Below are 26,541 nucleotides of genomic sequence, written 5' to 3' on the forward strand. Positions count from 1 at the left end.
GGTTAGAAAAAATTTGCCTGCCCGGACGCCTGGGCGCAGGGCGGGCAATGCTGTCAGCGGCGGCGGTCCGTGTCCACCACGTCCACGCGCACCTGCTCGCCGCCCGGAAGGGCATTGATCACGGTGCGCAGTGCGCGGGCGGTCCGGCCCTGCCGGCCGATGACACGACCCAAGTCATCCTGGTGAACACGCACTTCGATAATGTCTCCGCGGCGGTTGTTCTTCATCGCGACCTTGACATCATCGGGACTGTCAACGATGCCGCGAACCAGATGCTCGAGCGCCTCTGCCAACATTTACTCGGCCTTGGCCGTCTCGTCGGCGGACTCGGCTGCCTCTGCCGGAGCTTCATCTTCGGTCTTGGCCTTCTTGGTGATGGCCTCGGGGATGATCACGGAAGCCTTCTCGGGCGCCGTGAAGGCTTCCTTGGCAACCTTGGTCTTCAGGGTGCCTTCCTGGCCCGGCAGGCCCTTGAACTTCTGCCAGTCACCGGTGATCTTGAGCAGGACTGCAACCTGCTCGGTCGGCTGGGCACCGACGCCGAGCCAGTACTGCGCGCGGTCGGAGTTGATGTCGATGTACGACGGCTCCTCGGTCGGGCGGTACAGACCGATCTCCTCGATGGCACGGCCGTCGCGCTTGGCACGCGAATCCATGACAACGACACGGTAGTGGGCAGAGAACTTCTTACCGAAGCGCTTAAGGCGAATCTTTACGGCCACTTTTGTGGTCACTCCTGGTTCTGAAAGTGGGCGAGCCCGTATGTCTGCACCCGTGGGGCGGGCCGTGGTTGGGGCTCTGAGGACAAGATGCACGCGCGGAGAGAGGGTCCGCGCAGATCGAGTACCCGTCTATTGTGCCAGAGACTGCCCAATCTTCGCGACTCGGGCCGGATCCGGCTCGCCGGGAGGAAGATCCCCGGGCGCCGGGACGCCGCCGATCAGGACGACATGCTCCAGATGTACAGCTGCTGGCGGTCATCCTCGGGCACGGCGGCGGCCAGTTCGGCGATCCGGCGGACCATCTCCTCGGCCTCACGGCCGGTGAACGGCATATCCTCCTCGGCCGCCCAGCGCTCGGCGACGTCCGGAATCAGGGAGGCGCCTTCGTCGTCGGTCCTGGTCAGCAGATCCGCCAGCGAGCGCACCATCGAGTCCGGCGCAACCATCAGCGAATCGCTGCTGACATCGGCCAGGTCCAAGGTGGCGTCCTCCTCCGCATGGACCGCCTTGCCCGCGATCCCGCCGAGGATCTCGAACTCCAGGTCCGTGATCCCGTTGATCCGGGCATTGGGAGCATCGGGCAGCTGTGCCGCCGGGCTGCCCGCGGCGGAGGCATCCAGTGCCGCGGCACGGCGGACCGCGAGGTCATGGGTGGCTACGAAGACTTCGGTGATGCTGGACATTGCTGCTCCCCCGCTAGGTTGCTGACGTACCTTCAGCCTAGCCATCCGCTCCGGAGCGTGGAAATCAGGCGACGGCGACGCGCAGCTGGTTGCGCCACGGGTCCTCGAAGCGCAGCTCGGCTCCCGTGTGGTGGTGGGAAACTCCGGCCGCGGTAAGGCGTTCGGTCAGGGCGCCCACCTCGTCCTCAGCGGGCACCTGGATCAGCACCTCACCCAGACCCAGGGTGTCCTTTCGCGGACCGGCTCCGCGGCTGTTCCAGACGTTCATCGCCATGTGGTGGTGGTAGCCGCCGGCCGAGACGAAGATGGCCTGGCCGTGCCAGCCGGCGGTTCGCTCGAAGCCGAGGGTCCTGACGTAGAACTCTTCGGCGGTTTCCGTATCCCCGACCTGCAGGTGGACATGGCCGATGGCGGCGCCGGCCTGATGCTGCTTCGCCAGCGATTCCTCGGTGAGGTTCTGCTGCAGGTAGGCCTGCGGGGACAGGGCAAGGGTGTCCATGCGCACTTCCTTGCCGCCATCCGCACTCCGGGTCCATTCCCAGGATTCGCGGGGCTTGTCGAAGTACAGCTCGATGCCGTTACCTTCCGGATCCGTGAAGTAGAAGGCCTCGCTGACAAGGTGGTCCGCACTTCCGGCGAAACGGCGCGGATCGCACTGGGCTGCGGTGGCCACAGTGGCCGCCAGCGCGGGGCGGTCCTCGAAAAGGAATGCGGTATGGAACAGGCCCGCCTCGCCGCGGGAGGGCAGCTGCAGCCCGGCGGCCGGCGCCAGATGCACCAGCGGCGTGGAGCCGCGGCCCAGGTAGACACCGCCGAGCCCCTCGGCGACGGGCTCGAGGCCGAGCGCCTGCTGGTAGTAGGTGGTCATATTCTTCATGTCCCCGACCTTGAGCATGACCGTGCCCATGGAAAGGTCGGCGGAGAGGAGGTCCTGGCTGGATGTAGTCATGTCACCATAATACTTGAAGCTTCATGTTTATTCCTGCCGGGCCTAACTTCCCAGGTCCGTCTGAACGGATGACTGGGCGCGGGATGTGCCGGCCCGCGCGGCCAAGGCGTCAGCGGCGGTGGCGGTGGCGGTACTTCAGGTAGCCGAAGAAGGCCAGGTCGCCGGCGGCCTGGATGGTCAGCGTCACGGCCCCGGCACGCAGCAATCCTGCGGTGCCGGCCGGGCGCCGGATGGCCGAACGGTACAGCGCTGCGGCGGCGGCACCGGCCACGGCAGCGCTGCCGGCCAGCAGGCTCGGCCGGGCCAGCACGGCGCGGTGCCAAGCGGCAACCGGCGAACCGCCGCTGGCCGGCGTGGACATCAGTTCCAGGATGGCCCTGCCCAGCGGCACCTGGGGCAGGCAGGTCATGTTCGCCACCGCCTGCGGCTCCACGCTGCCCTCGGCCAGCTGGCCGGCCAGTTCGGGAAGTCCAAGCAGACGTGCGGCCTCAACCAGGACGGAAGGCCCGTCCTGCTCGCTGAACAGTTCCTGGAGCCTGGCCACGGCAGCCGGCGCCAGGCCCAGCGAGGCGGCCAGCCGCCCGGTGTCCGGGCTGCCCGGCCGGACCAGCCGTCCGAGCAGGCGCAGCGATGAGGCGGAGGCACGCGAGGTGGAAGGGAACGGCTTGGCCGGCGGCTCCCAGGCGTGCCAAAAACTGATCGCCGGGTCCTTCCGGCTGCCGGGTAGCCATGCCTCCAGGGCGCGGAACCCATCCAGGTTCATCAGCGCGACCATCGGTTTGGCTTCGACCGGCCAGTTGTACAGCCCCGGTGCCGCCTCGCCCCGGATCAGCGCCAGCGACCGGCCGTCCGGGGTCGCGCCGTCGAGCACATGCAGGTCCACGTGGTTCAGGGCGCCGAACAGCGCCAGGTCCGCCTCACGGAACCTGCCGACCAGGACCGTGCGCAGGGACGAATCGTCGACTTCATCTTCCGGCGGTTCGGGCAATTCCGGTTCGTTTTCTAGCTCCAGTGCTGCATCGGCTGCGGGAGCCTCGAAGTCGAAATCGTCCAGTTCGACCGCGGCCCCCAAAGCCAGGGCCAGCCCTTGGGCCGCCATGCGGTAGTCCGGACCCGGAACGGCCTCCCCCGCGGCGTCCAGCACAGCCACCCGGCCCGCGGGATCCCGGGCGAGGATCACCCCCACCACCGTCTGTCCGGCCCGCGGACTGCCGCCGGCGAAGGCTCCGACCAGCGACCGGTCCGCCAGTTCCCGCACCAACGCGGTGACACCGGCCTCGTCCAGCGGCCACGGCCACCACAATTGACCGTCGATCGACTCCCAGGCGGATTCACTCATGGCTCAACGCTATCGTTCCCCGCCGTTCCCCGCACGACCTTCGCAGCTTCCCCACAAGCTCCGCGCGCGGGAACCCTGCCGCCCGCTTAGCGCGGGGCTCCCGGGAGGCCCGATTGTCCGGAACCCGAACGGAGGAACGCAGTCAACAGCGCCCTGCCCTCGGCCGTATCCTGCGGCCGGTGATTGCCGCCGGCCTGGCGATGGACGGCCCCGGTGCTGACCAGGTAGTCAGCGACTTCCTCGTACAGCGGCTCCCAGCCGCCGGTGACCACCAGCGTGGGCAGGCCGGGCACGATATGCAGCGGCGCCTCCCAGGGCGGGGCTTGCAGCCTGAGCCGCCGGGCCGCGGTCCGGTCCGAGTCCGTCAGCGGCGGCGCGGCGTCCACCCCGGCAAGGCGGAAGAACTCGCGGGCGAATTGTTCGTCGTCGAGCCCTTCCCGGGCCGCGAACAGCGGCCCGCGGCGTTCCAGGTACGCGCTGGTCACCGGCAGGTCGACGGTCAGGGACAGGCAGGCCGGCTCGAACAGGGTCAGGGTCCTGACCAGGTCGGGCCGCTCGACCGCGGCCATCATCGCCGCCACGGCGCCTTCAGCGTGCGCCACCACGTGTCCGCCGCTGCCCAGGTTCTCCAGCACGATGCGCATATCCACGGCGAAATCCGTGGGTTCCGGCTCGGCATTCGGCGCGAATCCGTGACGGCGGACGAAGAGGCAGTCGTATTCCAGCGCCAGTCCGTGCAGGTTCGTCCACGCCGCGGCACCGGGCACGCCGGCACCGTGAACGAAGACCATCCGTTCCGGCGAGCTGTGCAGGCGCATAAGTGAATTCCCCGGGCGGCGGCCGCCCCTCAGTCCGTCCTCGTGCAGCCTTACTTGCCGAGGAACTTATCGAAGCCCTTGGGCAGGTTCAGCGCCGACGGATCGAATTCCTGCTCGCCGGCGCCGAACGCGGCCCCGGTGGGCAGGGCCTTGGCGGCGTTGGCCTGCCGGGCCTCCGCGGCGGCAAGTTCCTGGGCGGCCTTGGCCGGGTTGCCGGAGCGGGCCTTCTTCTTGCCCTTGGCCGCCTGCTGCTTCTTGCGGGCGCCGCCGAAGCCGCCGGGACCGGCCATGCCCGGCATACCGGGGATCCCGCCGCCCTGGGCCATCTTCTTCATCATCTTCTGGGCCTGGCCGAACCGCTCGAGCAGGGCATTGACTTCGGAGACATGCACACCCGAACCGCGGGCAATGCGGGCACGCCGGGAGCCGTTGATGATCTTCGGCGCAAGCCGCTCGTGCGGGGTCATCGAGCGGACAATCGCCTCTACCCGGTCGATCTCACGCTCGTCGAAATTCTCCAGCTGCTCACGCATGCCGGCGGCGCCCGGCATCATCATCAGCAGCTTCTTCATCGAGCCCATGTTGCGGATCTGCTGCATCTGGGCGAGGAAGTCCTCGAGGGTGAAGTCCTCCTGGTCGACGAATTTCTTCGCCATCCGGGCGGCTTCGTCTTTGTCCCAGGTCTTTTCCGCCTGCTCGATCAGAGTCAGGATGTCGCCCATGTCCAGGATGCGGTTGGCCATCCGGTCCGGGTGGAAGATCTCGAAATCGTCCAGGCTCTCGCCAGTGGAGGCGAACATCACCGGCTTGCCGGTCACCGACGCGACCGACAGCGCGGCACCGCCGCGCGCATCGCCGTCGAGCTTGGACAGCACGACGCCGGTGAAATCCACGCCTTCATGGAACGCCTGCGCGGTATTCACCGCGTCCTGGCCGATCATCGCGTCGATGACGAACAGGACTTCATCCGGATTGACCGCAGCGCGGATGTCCGCAGCCTGCTGCATCATCTCGGCGTCGATGCCCAGCCGGCCGGCGGTGTCCACGATAACGACGTCGTGGAGCTTGGCGCGTGCCTCCGCCACGCCGTCGCGGGCGACGGCGACCGGGTCACCCGTGGCGGCCTCGAACTCGGACTGCACGCCCGGATGCGGGGCGAAGACAGGCACACCGGCGCGCTGGCCGTTGACCTGCAGCTGGGTGACGGCGTTGGGGCGCTGAAGGTCGGCAGCCACCAGCAGCGGGCTGTGGCCCTGGCCCTTGAGCCATTTGGCCAGCTTGCCACCCAGGGTGGTCTTGCCGGCGCCCTGCAGGCCCGCGAGCATGATGACCGTCGGCGGATTCTTGGCCAGGCGGATGCGCCGTGTCTCCCCGCCGAGGATCCGGACCAGCTCGTCGTTGACGATCTTGACGACCTGCTGGGCCGGGTTCAGCGCCGCGGAAACTTCCTCGCTGAGCGCGCGCTCCTTGACATGGGCGGTAAACTCCCGCACCACCGGCACGGCCACGTCCGCATCCAGGAGGGCACGGCGGATCTCGCGGACGGTAGCGTCGACGTCGGCCTCGGAAAGGCGTCCCTTGCCGCGCAGATTCTTGAAGGTTGAGGTCAACCGGTCGGAGAGTGAATTGAACACGCGCCGTGCTTCTTTCGTCGATCGAGGACTACTTACCCGGGCTGAGCCGGAGTTCAACTACCTAGGGTATCAACTGCCGGTAGCCAGTTTGTCTACTACCACTAGTCATTCCCTGCCGGCGCCGCCCGTGGCATGGTGGGAGCTGTGGCAACAGAATCGACAACTGCGCCGGCTCCGGCCCCATCGGCTTCGGACAGCCCGCCGGAACGCATCCGCACCCTGCTCATCCTGGGCGCCTCCGGGGACTTGACCGGCCGGCTGCTGCTGCCGGGCCTTGGCAAGCTGCTGGCCCAGGGGCACATCGCCGGGCTGCGGCTGGTAGGCGCCGGATCGGACGATTGGAACGACCAGCAGTGGCGCGACCGGGTGGCCGGCGCTTTCAAGGATTGTCCGCTGCCCGGCAAGGACGAGGGGGCACGGCAGCTGCAGTTGGTCCAGGAGCAGACGGACTACCGAACGCTCGATGTCACCGCCGCAGGGGCCCTGGCCGGCCTGATCGCCTCGTTGGAAGGTCCCGTTGCGGTGTTCTTCGCACTGCCGCCGGCGGTGAGCCAGAAGGCCTGCGAGGTGCTCCAGCCTGCCGACGTCCCGCAGGGCACCCGCCTGGTCCTGGAGAAGCCGTTCGGCACCAGCCTGGAGTCCGCGAAATCGCTGAACAAGACCCTGCTGCGCCTGGTGCCGGAGGAAAACATCCACCGGGTGGACCATTTCCTGGGCAAGGCCACGGTCTTCAACATCCTCGGCCTGCGCTTCGCCAACCGGCTGCTCGAGCCGCTCTTCAACCACCAGCATGTGGCCAAGGTGGAAGTCTTCTACGACGAGTCGCTGGCCTTGGAAGGCCGCGCCCACTACTACGACCATGCCGGGGCGCTGCGGGACATGATCCAGAGCCACCTGATGCAGGTCATGGCGCTGCTTGCCCTCGATGCCCCGGCGACGCTGGGCGAACGGGACCTGCGGGACCGCATCGGCAGCACCCTGCGGGCGGCCTCGGTGGATCCGGACTATGTCCGCAGCACCCGGCGGGCCCGGTACACCGCTGGTGAGATCGCTGGCCGGAAGATTCCCGACTACACGGCGGAGCCCGGCGTCGACCCGGCCCGCGGCACCGAAACACTGGCCGAAATCGAGGTCTCCATTAACAACGAGCGCTGGGCCGGGGTGCCGTTCATCCTGCGCTCGGGCAAGGCGCTGGAAAGGCCGCAGAAGGAGGCGATCGTCACTTTCAAGCCGGTCAACCATCTGCCCACCGGGTTTACCGGTGAGGAGGAGCCGACCCGGCTGCGGATCGGTTTCGGGCCGGAAACCCTGCGCCTGGAGGTCGAGGTCAACGGGCCCGGGGACATCTTCACCCTGGAACGGACGGTCCTGGAGGCCGACCTGTACTCGGCGGACCTGCTCCCCTACGGCGAAGTCCTGGAGGGCGTGCTGTCCGGGGACCCGCTGCTGTCGGTCCGCGGCGACATCGCGGAGGACTGCTGGCAGATCGTGGAGCCGGTGCTCAGGGCCTGGGCCGCCAACCAGGTACCGCTGGAGGAATACCCCGCAGGGTCGCAGGGGCCGGTCGGCTGGGAAACCTCCCGGGGGGATGCCCCGCTGGGCCGGGATTAATGCCCCCGGAAAAGGGGAAGGGCGGGCCCCGGTCTGTCTGACCGGAACCCGCCCTGTCCTACCAACTGTGCATCTGACGGCAGTCGGCGGAGGTGTGGGGCTAGATGGCAGCTTCCCCACGTTCGCCGGTGCGCACCCGCAGCGCCTCCTCGACGGCGATCACCCAGACCTTGCCGTCCCCGGCGCGGCCGGTGTTAGCGGTGGAAACCATGACATCGACGATGTCGCTGGCCCACTCGTCCGCCACCAGCACCTCGATCCGCACCTTCGGCAGCAGATCCACGGTGTACTCCGCGCCGCGGTAGACCTCGGTGTGCCCGCGCTGGCGGCCGTAGCCGCTGGCCTGGCTGACGGTCAGGCCCTGGACACCGTAGCTTTCCAGGCTGGCGCGGACTTCATCGAGCTTCTCCGGGCGGATAATCGCGGTTACCAGTTTCATGCCTTGACACCTTCCTGGACAATGCTGGACCCTTCGGCCGCAGGCACCGGCTGGAAAGCCCCGCCCATGCCCAGGCCGCCGAACTCGTAGGCCGTTTCGGCGTGCTGGGTCAGGTCCACGCCCGCGGTCTCTTCCTCGACGCTGACCCGGAAGCCGATGGTCTTGTGGATCACCAGGCCGATGATGGAGGTCAGGATCGCGCAGTAGACGATCGAGAACACCGCCGCTACGGTCTGCGCGCCGAGCTGGGCGAAGCCGCCGCCGTAGAAGAGGCCGCCGCCGGCGCCGTCGACCGGCAGGGCGATGAAGCCCAGGGCCAGGGTGCCGATCAGGCCTGCCACCAGGTGGACGCCGACGACGTCGAGCGAGTCATCGTAGCCGAGCTTGTACTTCAGTCCGACGGCCAGAGCGGCCAGGACACCAGCGACGATGCCGAGGCCGATGGCCCCCAGCGGGGAGACATTGGCACAGGCCGGGGTGATGGCCACCAGGCCGGCCACGACGCCGGAGGCGGCACCCAGCGAGGTGGGGCGGCCGTCGCGGATCCGTTCGGTCACCAGCCAGCCGAGCATTGCGGCGGCCGGGGCGGCCATGGTGTTGATCCAGATCAGGCCGGCTTCCTGCGCCGACCCGGCGGCACCGCCGTTGAAGCCGAACCAGCCGAACCACAGCAGCGCGGCACCGATCATGACCAGCGGAATGTTGTGCGGGCGCTGCGAGGGGTCCTTGCCGAATCCCTTGCGCTTGCCGATGATCAGGGCCAGGATCAGGCCGGCCACACCGGCGTTGATATGGACCACGGTGCCGCCGGCGAAGTCGATCGCTTCGCCGGCCCAGGAGCCGAGGACGCCCTCAGCGCTGAGCAGGCCGCCGCCCCAGACCATGTAGGCGATCGGGCAGTAGACGAGGGTGGCCCAGATCGGCACGAAGATGGCCCAGGCGCCGAACTTGGAGCGGTCGGCGATCGCACCGGAAATCAGTGCCACGGTGATGATCGCGAAGGTGGCGCCGTAGCCGGCAGTAATCAGGTCCTCGGTGTTGAGCAGGCCCGTCATGCCGAAGGAAGCGAACGGGTTGCCAAAAAGCTGGCCGATCCCGGCACCGCCGGTCATCGAGTAACCCCAGAGCACCCAGACCACTGCTACCAGCCCCATGGAAATGAAGCTCATCATCATCATGTTCAGAGCTGCTTTGGCCCGGGTCATGCCGCCGTAGAAGAATGCAACGCCCGGTGTCATCAACAACACCAGGGCAGCGGAAACCATAACCCAGACGTGACCTGCCGTCAGATCCATCTTCACGTCCTCTCGTCGAAGGCGGGTCATTCCCGCCACAAACAACAGTGCTGCCGCCGTGTTACCACCGGGCCGGTGGCAGGTTTCCGCTCTGTTACAAGCCAGCCGGGTTTGTAAAAAGGACATGAAGGCGGTAGGTCGGCCAGGTTTCGTCCCGAACCAGCGCCTCCCCGTTCGCCGCTTGCCCCGCAGCTCAGCATGGGGCAGGTGGCGAACGCTAGGCTGGGACTCATGCCCCTTTCCCGTCTTGCGCGCAGCGCCTCGGGCCGTCCCGCGTCCGGACCGCGCATCCCGCTCCCCCACGACATCAAGGTGCTGCTGGCCGCCGCATTCGTGATTGCCCTGGGGTACGGACTGGTGGCCCCCGCGCTGCCCCAGTTCGCGGCAAGTTTCGACGTCGGCGTGGCGGCGGCGTCCGTCATCGTCAGCGCCTTCGCGCTGGCCCGGCTGGTGTTCGCCCCGGCCAGCGGAAGCCTGGTGGCGCGGCTCGGGGAGCGCCGCGTGTACATTACCGGGCTCCTGGTGGTGGCACTGTCCACCGGCGCCTGCGCCTTCGCCCAGAGCTACTGGCAATTGCTGCTCTTCCGGGGGCTGGGCGGCATTGGTTCTACCATGTTCACCGTCTCCGCCACGACGCTGCTGGTCCGGCTGGCTCCGCCGGAGGGGCGCGGACGCGTGTCCAGTGCCTACGCGGGCACCTTCCTGATGGGCGGCATCCTGGGTCCGGTGGTCGGCGGCCTGCTGGCCGGCTGGGGGCTGCGTGTCCCGTTCCTGGTCTACGCCGCGGCGCTGGTGGTCGCCGCCGCCGTCGTCGCCGTGATGCTGCGCCAGCCGCGGCGTGCCGCGGACGACGGCGCGGCCCCGCCGCCGGCGCCGATGACCCTGCGCGAGGCGCTCGGGGACGGCACCTTCCGGGTGTCGATGGTCTCGGCCTTCACCAACGGCTGGGCGACCTTTGGGGTCCGGATGTCGCTGATCCCGCTCTTCGCCGGCGCCGTGCTGCTGGCCGGACCCTCCACGGCAGGCCTGGCGCTGGCAGTGTTCGCCGTCGGCAATGCGGTGGCGCTGACCTTTTCCGGACGGCTCGCCGACACGCTGGGACGCAAACCAATGGTCATCACCGGGCTGCTGGTCACCGGACTGGCGCTGGGCGCCGTAGGGTTCACGGACAACGTGCCGCTGTTCGTCGCCTTCTCCGTGGTGGCCGGATTCGGCTCCGGCCTGCTCAACCCGTCCCAGCAGGCAGCGGTGGCGGACGTGATCGGCAACCAGCGCAACGGCGGCAAGGTGCTGGCCGGGTTCCAGATGGCCACCGATGCCGGCACCATCCTGGGTCCGATCCTGGCCGGCGCCCTCGCGGACCGATTCTCCTACGGCCTGGCCTTCGCGGTCACGGGCGCGATCTCGCTGGCCGCGGCGCTGGTCTGGCTGCTCTTCGGCCGCGAAACGCTGGTCCGCGGGTCCGTGCCGCAGCCGGAGGGCCCGTCCCGGCGATAGCAGCGGCGGCGGGAACGGAAAATCCCTCCCGCGCCACCGACGCGGGAGGGATTTTGAGTCATCTGAACGCAGACGCTAGTTCAGCAGCGCGTCCACGAAACCCTCGGCATCAAACGGGGCCAGGTCATCGGCGCCCTCGCCCAGGCCCACCAGCTTCACCGGCACACCCAGGCTGCGCTGGATGGCGACCACGATGCCGCCCTTGGCGGTACCGTCCAGCTTGGTCAGCACGATGCCGGTGATGTCCACCACCTCCGAGAAGACCTTGGCCTGGTTCAGCCCGTTCTGCCCGGTGGTCGCATCCAGCACCAGCAGCACCTCGTCCACCGTGGCCTGCTTCTCGATCACGCGCTTGACCTTGCCGAGCTCGTCCATCAGGCCGACCTTGTTCTGGAGCCGGCCGGCGGTATCCACCATGACCACGTCGACTTCCTGATCGATGCCCGCCTTCACCGCTTCGAAGGCGACGGAGGCAGGATCGGCGCCGTCGACGTCGGACTTCACGGTGGGCACGCCCACGCGCTGGCCCCAGGTGGCCAGCTGCTCGGCCGCGGCTGCGCGGAAGGTGTCCGCCGCGCCCAGGAGCACGTCCTTGTCCTCGGCCACCAGGACGCGGGCCAACTTGCCCACCGTGGTGGTCTTGCCGACGCCGTTGACGCCGACCACCAGGACGATGGCTGGCCGGTCCGCGTGGCGGTCGACGGCCAGGCTGCGGTCCATCTGCGGATCCACGAGCTTGATCAGCTCCTCGCGCAGCATGGCCTTGACCTCGGCGGGATCCTGGCTGCCGGCAATCTTGACCCGGTCACGCAGCGCGTCCACCAGCTCGGTGGTCGGCTCCGGCCCCAGGTCGGCCAGCAGCAGGGTTTCCTCGATCTCGTCCCAGACATCCTCGTCGATCTTGTCCCGCGAGAGCAGCGCCAGCAGGCCTTTGCCCAAGGCGTTGTTGGACTTGACCAGCCGGGCGCGCAACCGGGCGAGCCTGCCCTCGACCGGGGCCGGGGTCTCCACCGGGACGGTCTCGATGCCGGTGAGGTCCTCGGCCACCTCGGTGTCGGTCGGGGGCAGCTCCGTGCCGGGCACCGGCGGTGCGGGTGCCTCCTGCGGTGGAGCCTCGAGCGTGTCCGTGCCGCCGCCGGCCAGCGGCTGGTCGTTGGCGTCGCGGGAGGTGGTGTAGGTGCCGGGCGGGGTCCTGCGGCCCCTCAGCAGCAGGACGGCGACCGAACCGATCACTGCGATGGCTATGACAGCATAGAGAATGATCAGGGTTACGTCGTTCACAGACCCTAGCTTCTCACAGCCCCGCCGCTGACGGTCAGGCGCCGCCGCCGGTGCGTTCTCGCCGGCGCGCCTCCGCCATCTCCTTGAGGAAATCACGGTCTTCCGCGGACACCTCCAGCTGCCCGGGTCCGTTGCTGTTGCCACGCACCTCGTTGAGGGCGTTGACCACCGACCGCGGCAGGATCACGGTACCGGGATTGTTGATTAACCACTCCCTGATGTCCGGATCCAGCTTGTCCCACGACTGTCCGATGGGTGCAGACTCCATGATTGTCCCTCCTGGTTTGGACTTCCCCGCGCCCAATGTACGGCTCCGGCGTGAACGCCGAAATAATTTGTCCGGCAAGCGCCTTAGCCCGCGCTCCCTGTCACATCTTCGGCCCCGGACATAAGATTTGGCTATGGTCCCGCCGGGTTTCGTGGCCATCGAGCGCAAGCACGACGTCGATGAAGGCACCTTTCCCACCGGTGCCGTACGACTTGGCCCTTCAAATGCCGGTGCCGGACCGGCAATGCTAACCAAGCAGGAGTTGCCGGCCGCAGCCGGCGCAGCATCATGAAACCCTTCCTGTTCCTGGGCACCAGGCCCGAGGACACGGCAGCGGACGAGGAGTACTCGGCACTGCTGCGTTTTGGCGGCCTGCAGCCGGACCAGCTGCTGCGGGTCAGGCTCGAAGCCGCCCCCATGCCGGCGGTGGATCTGGCGCGGTTCAGCGGAATCATCCTCGGCGGCAGTCCGTTCACCTACAGCGACGCGCCGGCACAGAAGTCCGCCACACAGCGACGCGTCGAGGCGGAGCTAACCGGGCTGCTGGACACAGTAGTGGATGCGGACTTCCCCTTTTTAGGTGCCTGCTACGGAGTGTCCACGCTCGGTGTCCACCAGGGCGGGGCCATGGACCGGCAGTTCGGCGAGCCCGTGGGCGACGTGGAGATTTTCCTCGCGGATGGCGCCGACGATCCCCTGCTGGCGGGAATGCCCCCGCGCTTCCGGGCCTTCGTGGGCCACAAGGAAGGCTGCTCACGGCTGCCGTCCGGGGCCGAACTGCTGGCCTGCTCTGCGGAGTGTCCGGTCCAAATGTTCCGGATCAAGCAGAACCTCTACGCCACCCAGTTCCACCCTGAGCTCGACGCCACCGGGCTGGTGGCCCGGATCATTATCTACCGCCACGCCGGGTATTTCCCGCCCCAGCAGGCCGACCAAGTCATTGCCGCAGTACGCGCAGCCAACGTCACGGTGCCGCACCTGATCCTGCGCAACTTCGTCACCCGGTATGGAACCGGTTGACAGGTCCTGGTGAGGCGTTGCAGATTCTGTCGCTACCGGTTGCTAGCCTTTGAAATTCCGGCTGCCCCAGAGAAATGGCGCTGTCCGGACATCAATTCGCACCGACGCCCGGAGCGCGTCCATTTAGCCAGGACGCCCGGGCACTGAGGAAAGGCAAAATGTTGGGGGATCATTTAAAACCGTGCGTAATCGGCACTGTTTGGAAACGGCTCGTGGCAGTGCTGGCAACAATTGGTTTGGCAAGCGGACTCATGCTGGGTCTGGCCGGCCCGGCACAGGCGTCGGCAACCAAGACATCGCTGGCAATCGCTGTCTCCGCTGCCGTGGTTGGGCCGGGTGGCAGCGTCAAGGTGACGGCGACGCTGACCAAGAAGGGTAAGGCCCTGTCCAAGAACACCGTACGACTGCAGAAGCGGACGGTCGGCTCGAAAGACTGGAAGACGATGGCCACGGCTAAGACCGACGGCAGGGGCAAGGTCAGCTTCACTGCCAAGGGGCTTCAGAAAGACCACGAGTTCAGGGCAGCGTTCGCCGGATCGAGCAAGGCCAGGAAGTCCACCAGCAGTATCAAGACTGTCGGTGTCAGGCAGAGCATCAAGATTACGTCTGCCTCCACCGCCAGCCCGACCGCTGGCCAGACCATCACGGTCAAAGGCAGAACGAGTTCCGGCCTTGCCGGCAGGACCGTGCAACTGCAGCAATACAGCCACAAGAAGTGGACCAAGGTCGCCACTGCCAAAGTGAGCAAGAACGCCAGCTTCAGTCTGTCGGTGAAAGCAACGGCAGCAGGTCCGCTCTCGCTCCGGGTGCGCGCCGACGCCGCGACAGGCATTCGGTCGGCAAACAGCGAGACGAAGAAATTCACCGTGTTCAAGTGGTATGACCTAGTGGACTCCACACCCGTGTCGGCTTCCGCCACCGGCAGCGGCATCCGGTTCGAGGGCGGACCCGCCACGATCAACGGCGTTGAGTACGTCAATAGCCTGCTGGGGGTGCTGAGCTCCCTTGACACCGAGGATGATGTCTACATCGACATGTGGGTCTTGGGTGGCAAGTGCCGACAGTTCGAAGCCACGGTCGGATTCGACGACGACCACGTGTACGATGCGCCTGGCGGGATTTTCGCGGCATTCGTCGATGACGAGATGCACGAGATCGGCAACATCGCGTCCGACGAATACGTGAACAGCAGAATCGATATTCGGGGTGCCGATAGATTTTCGCTCGGCATGACGTGGGATGGCATCAGCACCGGGGTCGGAATCGCCGGCTTCGCGAATGCCAAGGTCCTCTGCTCCAGCCGGCCGTAAGCCGCTGAAATCATGACCACGGGTTCCGGCTGCCGATCGCAGGCTGCCATAAGCAGCCGGAACCACGCGCTGGAGTTCTGCCCCGCTCACGGTGGTCCTAGGAAATAGGTCCAGGGCTCAGGCGCTGGCGGCGGTGATCCGCTGGGAGATGACGGTGGAGACGCCGTCGCCGCGCATGGTGACCCCATACAGGGCGTCGGCCACTTCCATGGTCCGCTTCTGGTGCGTGATCACGATCAGCTGGCTGGACTCGCGCAGCTCTTCGAAGATGGTGATCAGGCGCCCGAGGTTCGTATCATCCAGCGCCGCCTCAACCTCGTCCATGACATAGAACGGGGACGGGCGGGCCTTGAAGATCGCCACCAGCAGCGCAACCGCCGTCAGCGAGCGCTCGCCGCCGGAGAGCAGCGAGAGCCGCTTGATCTTCTTTCCCGCAGGACGGGCTTCGACCTCGATGCCGGTGGTGAGCATGTCCTCCGGATCGGTCAGCACGAGCCGTCCCTCGCCGCCGGGGAACAGCCGGCCGAAGACGCGGACGAACTGTTCGGCGGTGTCCCTGAACGCCTCGGAAAAAACCTGCTCAACGCGTTCGTCCACCTCGCGGATGATGTCCAGCAGGTCCTTGCGGCTGGCCTTGAGGTCCTCCAGTTGCGTGCTCAGGAACTGGTGGCGCTCCTCCAGCGCGGCAAACTCCTCCAGCGCCAGCGGATTGACCTTACCCAGGGCGGCGAGATCCCGTTCCGCCTTCTTCAGCCGCTTCTCCTGCTCCGCCCGGATGAACGCCACGGTGTCCACGACCGGGTTGCCGTCCTCGTCCACCTCGGCCCGCAGGGCGGCCCATTTGTCCGCCTTGCCTCTGGGTCCCGCGGCGGGGGCCGGCGCCACCGGCACCGGCTGGTCCGGCCCGTACTGGGCCACCAGATGCTCCGCCGTCATGCCCAGTTCCTCGATGGCCCGGGTCTGGAGCGCGTCGATCCGCAGCCGCTGCTGGGCCCGGGCCAGCTCGTCGCGGTGCACCGCGTCCGTGAGCTCCCGCAGTTCTTCGGTCAACGCCGTGGCGGCGGCCCGGACCGTGGCCAGTTCGGCGTCCCACGCCGCACGGACCTCTTCGGCACGGTCCCGTTCGCGGGCAGCTGTGTCCACCGATACCGCGAGCCAGACCAGCACCTGGCCGGCCGCCTGGGCCACTGCCGCCGCCTTGGCTGCCTGCAGCTGCCTGCGCCGTGCCCGTTCGGCAGCCTCGACGCGGGCACGGCGCTCGGTGGCCGCCGCCCGTTCCAGCGAAGCGGCCCGGTTGCTGATGGCTGTCAGCTGTTCTTCACCCGAGCGCAGCGCGAGCCGCGCCTCCATTTCGGTCTGCCTGGCGCGGACAGCGGCGGCGGCCAGCTCGTCCCGCCGTTCCGTGGCGGGTTCCTCCCCCGCCGGTGCCTCTCCGGCATCCTGGGCGGCGGCCAGCCGGGCGGTGATCTCGGCCAGCTTCTGCTGCTCGGCCAGCACGTTGGCCTCCGCCGCGGCGACCAACTTGGCCAGCCGTTCCCGCTCCCCCTCTGCGGAACGCAGCAGGGATCCGAGGCTGCCCAGCCGCTCGGCGACGGCAGCAATCCGCGCATCCGATTCGTTCAGCCGCTCCAGGGCCGCGTCGGCGCGCTGCTTGGCCTCGTCCAGTCGGGCCGAGGCTCCGGCGATGGCGAACTTGGCGCGTTCCATCCGCGCCACGGATTCCTCCAACTGCGCAGCGGTGTCTTCCACCGCAGCCTGGAGTTCGATCAGGCTGGGGCCTCCAGCCGTGCCGCCGCGGGCGGTGCAGGAGGTCAGCACGTCCCCCTCGCGGGTGACAGCCATCAGCTTGGGGTGCTCGGCCACCAACTGTCCGGCAGCGCGCAGATCCTCCACGACGACGACGGCGCCCAGCAGTCCGGCCACCGCGGTGTCCAGCCCGCCCGCGACCTGGACCAGCGAGACGGCGGCGGTCGCGCCGGCCGGCAGGGTGTCGATGGTTTCGGTCAGGGGCATCGCGGCGGCTGCCGGACCGGCCCCGATGACGAGTTGCACGCGCCCGGTATCCGCGTGCTTGACCAGCTCCAAGGCCCGGACCGCCGTGTCCGTGTCCCGTACCGCCACGGCTTCGGCGACCGCCCCCAGCGCCGCGGCGACAGCTGCTTCGTAGCCGGGCTTCACGGTGACCAGATCCGCCAGCGGCGCCAGCACCCCGTCAATTCCCGACGCCAGCAGGTCCGCGCTGCCGTCCCGACGGTCCAGGCCGACCTCCAGCGCTTCCTTCCGGGCCGCGAGCGCGGCCCGTTCGCGTTCGGCCTCGCGCCGCACCGCCGAGGCGTCCTGCAGTTCGGCCTCGATAGCGCCGACGGCTGCCATCGCCTCCTCGTACGCCGCATCAAGGCTTTCCTCGCCCTCCTCGGCGCCCTCTGCCTGGGACTCGAGTTCGGCGAACTCCGACTCCGCCTGCCGGCGGCGCTCCTCGCCACCGGTAATCAGTCCGCGTAGCCGCCCGAGTTCGGCCTCGGCCGCCTCCACCCGGGAGCGGGCCGTCCCCACCTGCCCGGCCAGTTTGGCCAGGCCCTCGCGGCGGTCCGCCGCCGCCCGCAGGATGGCGGTGAGCCGGCGGTCCTCCTCGGCCGAGGCCTGCTCGGCGTCGGCACGGCGGCTGATGGCTTCGTCCAGGACGGCCTGCCGTTCCTCCAGTTCGAATTCCAGGTCCACCTGTTCCTCGCGCACCTGGGCGGCCTGCTGTTCCAGCTGGTCCGGATCCCGGCCGGGGTCCGGGGCGGGCTCCGTGCTGCCGAGCAGCCGGTGCCGTTCCCCGGCCAGGTTGGCCAGGGCGCGGAAGCGTTCCCGGGCGGAGGACAGGCGGTACCAGGTGTCCCGGGCGGCGTTCAGTTTCGGCGTGGCCTGAGCGGCCAGCAGTTCCAGCTCGGCGAGCCGGCGGCGCCCGGCGTCCAAGGACTTCTCCACCTCGGCCTGCCGGGCCTTCACCGCGGCCTCGTCGGCCGCTTCCTGCTCCAGTGCCGACGTCAACTGCACCAGGTCATCCGCCAGCAGGCGGGCCCGGGCATCCCGGACCTCGAACTGGACCTGCTGTGCCCGGCGCGCCACCTCGGCCTGCTTGCCCAGCGGGGTCAACTGCCGGCGCAGCTCCGCGGTCAGGTCCGTCAGCCGGGTGAGGTTGGCCTGCATGGCATCGAGCTTGCGGACCGTCTTTTCCCTGCGCCGGCGGTGCTTCAGGATGCCGGAGGCCTCTTCGATGAAGCCTCGCCGGTCCTCGGGCGTCGCGTGCAGCACGCGGTCCAGCTGGCCCTGGCCCACAATTACGTGCATCTCGCGGCCGAGACCGGAATCGCTGAGCAGTTCCTGGATATCCAGCAACCGGCAACTGCTGCCGTTGATGGCGTACTCGGATCCGCCGGCGCGGAAGAGGGTCCGGGAAATCGTGACCTCGGAGTATTCGATCGGCAGTGCGCCGTCGGCATTGTCGATGGTCAGGGACACGTGCGCGCGGCCCAAGGCCGGCCGGCCGGCCGTGCCGGCAAAGATGACATCCTCCATCTTGCCGCCGCGAAGCGTCTTGGCACCCTGCTCGCCCATGACCCAGGCAAGCGCATCCACTACGTTCGACTTGCCGGAGCCGTTGGGCCCCACCACGGCGGTGACGCCTGGCTCAAAGTCGAACGTTGTGGCTGAGGCGAATGACTTAAAGCCCCGCACCGTCAGACTCTTCAAATGCAAAGTATGTCTCCCGCAGTGCTGTATACCTTGTAACAATTTATCCTGCCCGAAGGCCCAACCCCGGTAATTGCGGGCTTTCGGGGGCGTTTCGCGCGCCTGACGCATTGCTGTGGAGGAGCAGTGGGCATTGCGGAACCGGCAAAATCTATGCACACTCAGGCATGTGCGTGAAACGGCCCCGGCGGTGCATAGTTAAGTTTTCGACGCACGGTGAGGGACTTCGGCCCTGGACGTGCGGACAGAACTGAAGATAAAGGCTGGATATTGAGCGGAAACGCGACGTTTCGACATGACAATGCCGCACTGCTGGCCGTGACCAGCGTGGAGGCTCCCGTGGTTGTGAGCTCCCGGGAGTTTGACGAGCGGCTGGCGCCCAGTCTGAAGCGGCTGCGTCTGTCCGGCCGGTTGTTGGAACGCGTGGCCGGCATTACCGAACGGCGCTGGTGGTCGCCGGGCACCGGCTTCGACGACGCGGCCATCGAGGCAGGGGCCAAGGCACTGGCCGCGTCCGGCATCGAGCCGTCCCAGATCGGCCTGCTGATCAACACCTCGGTGACCCGGCGCAATTTGGAACCTTCGGTTGCCGTCAAGATCCATCACAAACTCGGGCTGCCGTCCTCGGCGGTCAATTTCGACCTGGCCAATGCCTGCCTGGGCTTCGTCAACGGCATGACCCTGGCCGCGAACATGATCGACGCCGGCCAAATCAAGTACGCCCTCATCGTGGCCGGCGAGGATGCCCAGCCCACGCAGGAGACGACCTTCCGGCGGCTGAACGATCCGGACTCCACGCGCGAGGACTACCTGCGCGAATTCGCCACCTTGACCCTCGGCTGCGGGGCCGCGGCCGCCGTCGTCGGCCCGGCAGACGCGCACCCGGGATCGCACCGGATCCTCGGCGGCGTCTCGCGGGCCGGCACCGAGCACCACGAACTCTGCGTGGGCGGACCTGACGGCATGTTCACCGATACCAAAGGCCTGCTCGACGGCGGCTTGGAGCTGGTGGTGACGGCCTGGCACGAGGCGCACGCGGACGGCTGGAACTGGGCCTCCATGGACCGCTACGTCACCCACCAGGTTTCCAACTCCTATACCAATGCCATCATCAAGGCCGTGCAGCTGGCCCGCGAACGGGTGCCGATCACCTTCCCCAAGTGGGGCAACGTCGGCCCGGCCTCGCTGCCGATGACGTTGGCCCAGGAATCGCTCTCGCTCGGCACCGGGGACCGTGTGCTCTGCATGGGCGTGGGCTCGGGCTTGAACACGACGATGATGGAGCTTGCGTGGTAGCAGAGCTTTGGCCCGGCGTGCCGGCGTCCTGGTCCCGGCGCGTGCGTGTCCCGTCCACCGCCGCCGTCGATCCGGCCGGCAGCTGGCACAACTGGCACCTGCTGGACAACGCCGATGACCTGGCCGAACGCGGACTCACGCCGGCGGGCACGCTGCTCTGCGTGCACGGCAACCCGACCTGGTCCTACCTGTGGCGCAGCCTGCTGGCAGCGGCCGTCCCGGCTGCCGGCGCTGCGCCCTGGCGGGTCGTGGCGGTGGACCAGCTGGACATGGGCTTCTCCGAGCGGACCGGCGTGTTCCGGCGGCTCGAGGACCGGATTACCGACCTGGGCGACCTGACCGAGGCACTGGACCTGACCGGACCTGTGGTGACTGTCGGCCACGACTGGGGCGGCATCATCTCCCTGGGTTGGGCCACCCGGCACCGCAGCCAGCTCGCCGGCGTGGTGCTGGGCAACACCGCCGTGCACCCGGCCGGCTTCGCGCTGCCGGCGCCGCTGCAGCTAGCGCTGCATCCGGCGGTGCACCGGTGGGGCACGACGACGTCGGACGCCTTCCTGCGCGTGACCCACGCCCTGGCCCATCCACCGCTGGCCAAGGACGTCCGTGCGGCCTTCATGGCCCCCTACCGCAACGCCGCGCGCCGGCAGGGCGTGGGCAACTTCGTCGCGGACATCCCGGCCGACGAATCACATCCGAGCTGGCCGGCGCTGGAGCGCGTTGCCGACGAGGTGCGCTTGCTCGAGGTGCCCGCGCTGCTGCTCTGGGGACCGAGGGACCCGGTGTTCTCGGACCGGTACCTGCGCGACCTGATGGACCGGCTGCCGCAGGCCGAGGTGCACCGCTTCGAAGGCGCCGGGCACCTGTTGCCCGAAGACGTGGACATCGCCGGCCCGGTATTCCAATGGCTGGCGTCCGGACGCAGTGGATCTGCGGGCGGCGCTGAAGCGGCGCGGGAGGCTGCCGGCGACGTGTTCCGGCCGATGCTGGCGGAGTTGGACGCGCGCCGGCAGGACGGCTCGCCCGCCGTCGTCGATATGGTGCCGCTCGGTGCGGAAGGACCGGACGGGCCGAAAATGCTGTCCTGGGCCGACCTGGCCGAACGCGTAGACCGGATGGCCGCCGGCCTGGCCTCGATCGGAGTCAGGACCGGTGACCGGATCAGCCTGCTGGTGCCGCCCGGCATCGAACTGACTACCCTGGTCTACGCCTGCCTGCGGATCGGCGCCGTGATTGTGGTAGCCGACGCGGGATTGGGCGCCAAGGGGTTGAGCCGGGCCATCCAGGGTGCCGGTCCTGCCTATCTGGTCGGCATCGAGCGTGCCCTTGCCGGGGCCCGGCTGTTCGGCTGGCCGGGTGTCCGGATCAGCGTGGAGGAGCTAGGCGGCGCCAAGCGCCGGCTGTACAAAGTGGCGCACAGCCTGCGGGAACTCGAGGCCGGGCCCGCCGCCGAAGCGCCCGGGCCGGTCTCCGGGCAGATCGATCCGGATGCGGATGCGGCGGTGCTCTTCACCTCCGGCTCCACCGGCCCGGCGAAGGGCGTCGTCTATACGCACCGGCAGCTGGCTGCAATGCGGGACACGTTGAAGCAGACCTACGAGCTGCAGGCCGGAACCGCGCTGGTCGCCGGCTTCGCCCCGTTCGCGCTGCTCGGACCGGCTCTGGGCGCCACCTCGGTCACTCCGGACATGGATGTTACCGCACCACGTACGCTCACCGCCGCGGCGCTGGCGGACGCGGCCGCCGTCGTCGGCGCCACCGCCGTCTTCGCCTCCCCGGCGGCCCTGGCCAACGTGCTTGCCACCGCCGAGGCCCTGGACCGGCCGCAGCGGGACGCCCTCGCGCAGGTGGAGCTGCTGCTGTCCGCCGGTGCGCCGATACCGGAGCCGCTGCTGGCCCGGGTACAGGAACTGGTGCCTGCGGCGTCCCTGCATACCCCGTACGGCATGACCGAGGCGCTGCCGGTCACCGACATCAGTCTTGAACAGATCCGCGACGCCGGCACTGGTAATGGCGTGTGCGTCGGCACGCCCGTGGCCGGAGCGCGCGTGGCCATCGCGGCGCTGCGCCCGGACGGCAGCGTGTCCGACGAGCCGGGTACCGAGCCGGACACGACGGGTGAAATCCTGGTCAGCGCCCCGCACGTCAAGGACCGCTACGACCGCCTTTGGATCACGCAGCAGCACAGCGCCTCGGTGCCGGGCTGGCACCGGACCGGCGACGTCGGACACCTCGACGGCGCGGGCCGGTTGTGGGTCGAAGGCCGGCTCGGGCACATCCTGACCACTGCGGCGGGCGTCCGGACGCCGGTGGCAGCCGAACAGCTTGCGGAAACGGCCGACGGCGCCGGGCGGGCCGCCGTCGTCGGCGTCGGGCCCGCCGGGGCCCAGGTTGCGGTGGCGGTGCTGGAGACAGTGCCTTCGGCCAGGACCGCGGGTCCGGCACCGCAGCAGCTGGCCCAGTCGGTGCGGACAGCCGTGCTGAACGGGACGGATTTGGAGCTGGCGGCGGTGCTGGCCGTCCGGGACCTGCCCACGGACATCAGGCACAATTCCAAGATCGACCGCACGGCGCTGGCGGCCTGGGCCGCCAAGGTCCTGGCGGGTGGCAAGGCGGGCCGGCCGTGAGCAGGGCCGGGCGCGGCCGGTCTCCACGCGGCGCCGGCATGCCGTCGGCTGCCGAAGCGCCCTCGGCCCCCGGAGCGTCCGAAGCGGGCGTGCGGCGGGTACTGGTGACGGGGGCCAGCGGGATGCTGGGCGGAGCCGTGGCCCGGTTGCTGGCGGACAAGGGCCACCGGGTGCGCACCTTCCAGCGCCGCGCCACCGAGGGCGGACCGGGGCTGGAGCCGGTGGCCGGTTCGGTCACGGATCCGGCCGCGCTGGCCCGCGCCGTCGACGGCATGGAAGCCGTAATCCATCTGGCCGCCAAGGTCTCCTTCACCGGCGACTGGGCCGAATTCGCGGCCACCAATATCGAGGGCACCGCCAACCTGCTGGCCGCCGCACAGTCGGCCGGGGTCCAGGACTTCGTCTTCGTCTCCTCCCCCTCCGTGGCCCACATCGGCCACGCCATTGCCGGAGAAGGCGCCGGGCCGGCGGATCCGGAGCGGGCGCGTGGCAACTACGCCCGGTCCAAGGCCGCGGCCGAGCTGCTCGCCCTGGCTGCGGATTCGCCGGGCTTCCGGGTGGCCGCCATCCGCCCGCACATCGTCTGGGGCCCGGGTGACACACAGCTGGTCGGACGTGTCGTCCAGCGGGCCGCAGCCGGACGCCTGCCGCTGCTGGACCACGGTGCCGCCCTGATCGACACCACCTACATCGACAACGCCGCAGACGCGATTGTGCGCGGCCTGGAACGGATGGACCACGCGCACGGCCAGGCCCTCGTGGTCACCAACGGCCAGCCGCGTCCGGTCGGCGAACTGCTGGCGGGCATCTGCACCGCTGCGGGGGTACGACCGCCGGCCTGGAGTGTACCCGGCAGGCTGGCCCGCGGTGCCGGGTCACTGATCGAAAAGGCCTGGCTGGCCGCCGGCGCCCGCGGCTGGGTACACGACGAGCCGCCGATGACCAGGTTCCTGGCCGAACAGCTGTCCACCGCCCACTGGTTCGACCAGCGGCACACCCGCGAAGTCCTGGCCTGGACTCCCGCCGTGGGCCTGGACGAGGGATTGAAGCGGCTGGCCGCCTACTACGGCAACGGGCCGGCCCGGACCACAACGGCAGACTAAAGGGAGCATCCGAACCGCATGCAGAGCCTGAAGGCAATCGAGGACTGGCCCGTACAGAACGCGGCGGCCGCCGTCGTCGGACAGGACGGACAGATGCTGGGCAGCCACGGGGACCAGCAGCGCCGCTATCCGCTGGCCTCGGTGACCAAGCTGCTGACCGCCTATGCCGCCCTGGTGGCACTCGAAGAAGGTGCCTTGGACCTGGACCAGCCGGCAGGCCCGGAGGGCTCTACTGTACGGCATCTGCTGGCCCACAGCGCCGGCTACGACTTTGCCGACCGGACCGTGCGCTACCGCCCGGGCGAACGCCGGCTGTATTCCAACGCCGGTTTCGAGGTGCTGGCCGAAACGCTGGAGCAGGCCGCCGGCATGGCCTTCGCGGACTACCTGCGCGAAGGGCTGCTCGAACCGCTGGGCATGGAGCAAACCACGCTGGAGGGCTCCCCCGCTGCCGGCGCCGTCTCCACCGCGGCGGACCTGGTACTGCTGGCCACCGAACTGCAGCGGCCGAAGCTGCTGGATCCGTCCACGCTCGCCGACGCGACCTCCGTGGTGTTTCCGGGCCTGGCCGGGGTCCTGCCGGGGTTCGGCCGGCAGAAGAACAATGACTGGGGCCTGGGCTTCGAGATCCGGGACGCCAAATCCCCGCATTGGACCGGCGCGGACAGTTCGCCGCGCACCTTCGGACACTTTGGCCAGTCCGGCACCTTCCTCTGGGTGGATCCCGATGCCGCGGCGGCGTGCGTGGTGCTGACCGACCGGGCATTCGGCCCGTGGGCCGCCGAGGCGTGGCCGGTCTTCACCGACGGCGTATTGGCGGAACTGGCGCGCCGCAGCTGACGGCGCCGGCCGGCCTCGGTCGAGCCGACCGAGGCTGCCAAACCACGACCAAGACCTACCAGCAGAAGATCTGGTCCGGCACCAAGACCAAGGCCCTCAAGCAGAGCCTCCTGGTCAGGAAGGGCTAAGCGCGGCCCGCGGCAGGGGCCCGGTGCTGGCGGTCGACCGTCCGCGCCGGGCCTCTGGCGTTTCGGCTACCAGCGGCCATTGCGCGGCCTCGGCTGGCACACCGGGCAGGAATACGAGGAGCGGTTCATGAACGTGTCCCGCCGGATTTTCGTCTCCAGTCCCAGGCCTGCGCAGCGGTAGCAGCCCTCCCGTTCGCGCCCGTACGCATTCAGGGAGCGGGCGAAGTAGCCGGAGGCGCCGTTCACGTTGACGTAGAGCGAGTCGAAACTGGTGCCGCCGGCATCCAGGGCACGGGTCATGACATCCCGGCAGGCGTCGATGAGCCGTTCCGCTTCCTTGCGGCGCAGGGTGTCGGTGGCACGGGCATAGTGGAGCCGGGCGGCCCAGAGGGACTCGTCCGCGTAGATATTTCCGACGCCGGAGACCAGCGACTGGTCCAGGATGGCCCGCTTGATCCCGGTCCGGCGGGCACGCAGCCGGCGATAGAACTCATCGAAGGAAAAGTGCGGGTCCAGCGGGTCCCGGGCAATATGCGAGGCCTCCAGCGGGATCAGGGACAGTCCGGTCTCGGACCAGCCGCCCGGATGCCCGTCACCGGTGGGGGCCAGGTCCGCGAGGAAGACACCGCCGAAAATCCGCTGGTCCACAAAACGCAGTTCCGCGGGCATCGCGGTGCCTTCGTCGCCGGCAGCGGGACTGAGCCTGAACCGGACCTTCAGGTGCTTTTCGTCCGGCTGGGAGCCATCCTCGATGAGCAGCTGCCCGCTCATGCCCAGATGGGCCATCAGGGCCAGCTTCGGTTCGGTGCTGCGCCCGGCAGAGGCTTCCTCGAGCGGCATCCACAGGAACTTTCCACGGCGGGCCACATCCACCACACGGGCCCCCACCAGGTTGCCGCGCAGGTCCTCCGCACCGAGGGCGTGGCGCCGCACCGAACGCTCATCAAGGATGTCGACGCCGGTGATCGTGCGGCCACGGACCCAGCGGGCCAGGCCGCGGCGGACTACCTCCACCTCGGGCAGTTCAGGCATCGCTAATCGCTGACCGGGCTTTCGGAGCGCAACTGGCGCCACGTCATGGACGCGGCTTCCTGCTCGGCTTCCTTCTTCGAATGGCCCGATCCGCGGCCGTACGCAACTCCGCCGATCAACAGGACTGCCTCGAAGGTCCGCGCGTGGTCAGGTCCGGAGCCCTGCACTGAATACTCCACGGCCCCCAGCTTCCGGGCGGCTGCGAGTTCCTGGATGCTGGTCTTCCAGTCGGTCCCGGCGCCGAGCGCCTCGGCGTCCTCCAGCAGCGGGCCAACCAGGCGCATCACCAGGCGGCGAGCGGCCTCGATACCGTGGACCAGGTAGGTGGCTCCGAACAGCGCTTCCATGGTGTCCGCCAGGATGGAGGACTTGTCCGCGCCGTTGGTCTGCTTTTCACCTTGGCCAAGCAGGATGTGGTTCCCCACGCCCAGTTCCCGGGCAATGCCGGCCAGGGCGCGCGTGCTCACCACCGCCGAACGCCGCTTGGCCAGTTCCCCTTCGGACAGGTCCGGATTGTCCCGGTACAGCGCATCCGTCACGGAGAAGCCCAGGATGGAGTCGCCGAGGAATTCCAGCCGCTCGTTGGTGGGCAGTCCGCCGTGCTCGTAGGCATAGGACCGGTGGGTCAGGGCAAGACGAAGCGTCCCGGCGTCGATATCGACACCGAGACGCTTCAGAAGGTCTTCAGTTGAAGGCATGCCGGACGGTGTTACGCGTCGGCTACCTTGCGGCCCTTGTACTCAAGGAACAGCGCAGTGCCAGCTGAGTCGGTGACAACCTTGGCCTGGTGCGGCAGGCTGTAGGTAACCCGGCCGTTCTCAACGGTCTTTACCAGGTTGGGGGCAGTAGCCTTCCACTGGGACCGGCGTGCGCGCGTATTCGAGCGGGACATTTTCCGCTTGGGAACAGCCACG

The 26,541-nt window shown here is 68.7% G+C and carries 23 protein-coding genes; 8 read left to right on the forward strand and 15 right to left on the reverse strand.

The window, feature by feature from the left end:
- Positions 1–53: 53 nt before the first annotated feature.
- From LVY72_RS10365 to ffh, 7 genes are all read right to left on the reverse strand, one after another.
- Positions 54–296: an RNA-binding protein gene (locus LVY72_RS10365; protein ID WP_237820517.1), complete on the reverse strand. Its 243-nt coding sequence runs from the start codon at positions 294–296 to the stop codon at positions 54–56.
- Complete coding sequence (rpsP, locus tag LVY72_RS10370) at positions 297–722, reverse strand: 30S ribosomal protein S16 (protein WP_237820519.1); 426 nt, start codon at positions 720–722, stop codon at positions 297–299.
- A 218-nt stretch (positions 723–940) separates the two neighbouring features.
- Complete coding sequence (locus tag LVY72_RS10375) at positions 941–1,405, reverse strand: hypothetical protein (protein ID WP_237820521.1); 465 nt, start codon at positions 1,403–1,405, stop codon at positions 941–943.
- Positions 1,406–1,469: 64 nt separating this feature from the next.
- A complete protein-coding gene (locus LVY72_RS10380) occupies positions 1,470–2,354 on the reverse strand; it encodes a VOC family protein (RefSeq protein ID WP_237820522.1) in 885 nt (294 codons plus the stop codon).
- A 109-nt stretch (positions 2,355–2,463) separates the two neighbouring features.
- Positions 2,464–3,693, reverse strand: a complete 1,230-nt coding sequence (locus tag LVY72_RS10385) for a hypothetical protein (protein ID WP_237820524.1) — start codon at positions 3,691–3,693, stop codon at positions 2,464–2,466.
- Positions 3,694–3,779: 86 nt separating this feature from the next.
- The gene (locus tag LVY72_RS10390; RefSeq protein ID WP_237820527.1) at positions 3,780–4,511 is read right to left on the reverse strand and encodes an alpha/beta hydrolase; all 732 of its coding nucleotides are present in this window, start codon (positions 4,509–4,511) and stop codon (positions 3,780–3,782) included.
- Positions 4,512–4,561: 50 nt separating this feature from the next.
- Positions 4,562–6,145 (reverse strand): signal recognition particle protein, encoded by a 1,584-nt coding sequence (gene ffh / locus LVY72_RS10395; protein ID WP_237820529.1) that lies wholly within the window; start codon positions 6,143–6,145, stop codon positions 4,562–4,564.
- Positions 6,146–6,277: 132 nt separating this feature from the next.
- On the opposite strand from ffh, the gene LVY72_RS10400 reads away from it, so the two are divergent.
- Complete coding sequence (locus LVY72_RS10400; protein WP_372463697.1) at positions 6,278–7,756, forward strand: glucose-6-phosphate dehydrogenase; 1,479 nt, start codon at positions 6,278–6,280, stop codon at positions 7,754–7,756.
- A 100-nt stretch (positions 7,757–7,856) separates the two neighbouring features.
- Here the strand turns inward: LVY72_RS10400 and LVY72_RS10405 are convergent, their stop codons facing one another.
- Both LVY72_RS10405 and LVY72_RS10410 read right to left on the reverse strand, forming a co-directional pair.
- On the reverse strand, positions 7,857–8,195 hold the full coding sequence (locus tag LVY72_RS10405) for a P-II family nitrogen regulator (RefSeq protein ID WP_237820531.1): 339 nt from the start codon (positions 8,193–8,195) through the stop codon (positions 7,857–7,859).
- Entirely contained in the window at positions 8,192–9,490 is a 1,299-nt protein-coding gene (locus LVY72_RS10410; RefSeq protein ID WP_237820533.1) for an ammonium transporter, read from the reverse strand. Before LVY72_RS10410 ends, LVY72_RS10405 begins: the two co-directional genes overlap by 4 nt.
- A 231-nt stretch (positions 9,491–9,721) precedes the next feature.
- Here LVY72_RS10410 and LVY72_RS10415 point away from each other — a divergent pair, with 231 nt between their 5' ends.
- The gene (locus LVY72_RS10415) at positions 9,722–10,987 is read left to right on the forward strand and encodes an MFS transporter (protein WP_237820536.1); all 1,266 of its coding nucleotides are present in this window, start codon (positions 9,722–9,724) and stop codon (positions 10,985–10,987) included.
- A 75-nt stretch (positions 10,988–11,062) separates the two neighbouring features.
- On the opposite strand, the gene ftsY is transcribed toward LVY72_RS10415, so the two are convergent.
- Both ftsY and LVY72_RS10425 read right to left on the reverse strand, forming a co-directional pair.
- A complete protein-coding gene (ftsY, locus tag LVY72_RS10420) occupies positions 11,063–12,268 on the reverse strand; it encodes a signal recognition particle-docking protein FtsY (RefSeq protein ID WP_237820538.1) in 1,206 nt (401 codons plus the stop codon).
- 34 nt (positions 12,269–12,302) lie between these two features.
- Positions 12,303–12,536, reverse strand: a complete 234-nt coding sequence (locus LVY72_RS10425; protein ID WP_237820540.1) for a hypothetical protein — start codon at positions 12,534–12,536, stop codon at positions 12,303–12,305.
- A 288-nt stretch (positions 12,537–12,824) separates the two neighbouring features.
- Here LVY72_RS10425 and LVY72_RS10430 point away from each other — a divergent pair, with 288 nt between their 5' ends.
- Positions 12,825–13,556: a glutamine amidotransferase gene (locus LVY72_RS10430; protein WP_237820542.1), complete on the forward strand. Its 732-nt coding sequence runs from the start codon at positions 12,825–12,827 to the stop codon at positions 13,554–13,556.
- 212 nt (positions 13,557–13,768) lie between these two features.
- Positions 13,769–14,866 (forward strand): hypothetical protein, encoded by a 1,098-nt coding sequence (locus LVY72_RS10435; protein WP_237820544.1) that lies wholly within the window; start codon positions 13,769–13,771, stop codon positions 14,864–14,866.
- A 117-nt stretch (positions 14,867–14,983) separates the two neighbouring features.
- Here the strand turns inward: LVY72_RS10435 and smc are convergent, their stop codons facing one another.
- On the reverse strand, positions 14,984–18,607 hold the full coding sequence (gene smc / locus LVY72_RS10440) for a chromosome segregation protein SMC (protein ID WP_237820546.1): 3,624 nt from the start codon (positions 18,605–18,607) through the stop codon (positions 14,984–14,986).
- A 264-nt stretch (positions 18,608–18,871) separates the two neighbouring features.
- Between smc and LVY72_RS10445 the strand changes: the two genes are divergently transcribed.
- The 4 genes from LVY72_RS10445 to LVY72_RS10460 are packed head-to-tail and all read left to right on the forward strand — an operon-like array spanning position 18,872 to position 24,467.
- Entirely contained in the window at positions 18,872–19,897 is a 1,026-nt protein-coding gene (locus tag LVY72_RS10445) for a 3-oxoacyl-ACP synthase III (protein WP_237820548.1), read from the forward strand.
- Positions 19,891–22,524, forward strand: a complete 2,634-nt coding sequence (locus LVY72_RS10450; protein WP_237820550.1) for an alpha/beta fold hydrolase — start codon at positions 19,891–19,893, stop codon at positions 22,522–22,524. Before LVY72_RS10445 ends, LVY72_RS10450 begins: the two co-directional genes overlap by 7 nt.
- Positions 22,525–22,562: 38 nt before the next feature.
- Complete coding sequence (locus LVY72_RS10455) at positions 22,563–23,627, forward strand: NAD-dependent epimerase/dehydratase family protein (protein WP_237820755.1); 1,065 nt, start codon at positions 22,563–22,565, stop codon at positions 23,625–23,627.
- Between the two features lie 18 nt (positions 23,628–23,645).
- A complete protein-coding gene (locus tag LVY72_RS10460) occupies positions 23,646–24,467 on the forward strand; it encodes a serine hydrolase domain-containing protein (RefSeq protein ID WP_237820552.1) in 822 nt (273 codons plus the stop codon).
- 194 nt (positions 24,468–24,661) lie between these two features.
- Here LVY72_RS10460 and mutM read toward each other — a convergent pair whose 3' ends face one another.
- Genes mutM through rpmF form a run of 3 tightly spaced genes read right to left on the reverse strand, consistent with a single transcriptional unit; the run spans position 24,662 to position 26,540 of the window.
- Positions 24,662–25,627, reverse strand: a complete 966-nt coding sequence (gene mutM / locus LVY72_RS10465) for a bifunctional DNA-formamidopyrimidine glycosylase/DNA-(apurinic or apyrimidinic site) lyase (RefSeq protein WP_237820554.1) — start codon at positions 25,625–25,627, stop codon at positions 24,662–24,664.
- Positions 25,628–25,629: 2 nt separating this feature from the next.
- Positions 25,630–26,325, reverse strand: a complete 696-nt coding sequence (rnc, locus tag LVY72_RS10470) for a ribonuclease III (protein WP_237820557.1) — start codon at positions 26,323–26,325, stop codon at positions 25,630–25,632.
- 11 nt (positions 26,326–26,336) lie between these two features.
- Positions 26,337–26,540, reverse strand: coding sequence for a 50S ribosomal protein L32 (gene rpmF, locus LVY72_RS10475; protein WP_127511582.1), 204 nt, complete (start codon positions 26,538–26,540; stop codon positions 26,337–26,339).
- Between the last annotated feature and the right edge of the window lies 1 nt (position 26,541).

It is taken from the genome of Arthrobacter hankyongi (assembly GCF_022012395.1).
Lineage (GTDB): Bacteria > Actinomycetota > Actinomycetes > Actinomycetales > Micrococcaceae > Crystallibacter > Crystallibacter hankyongi.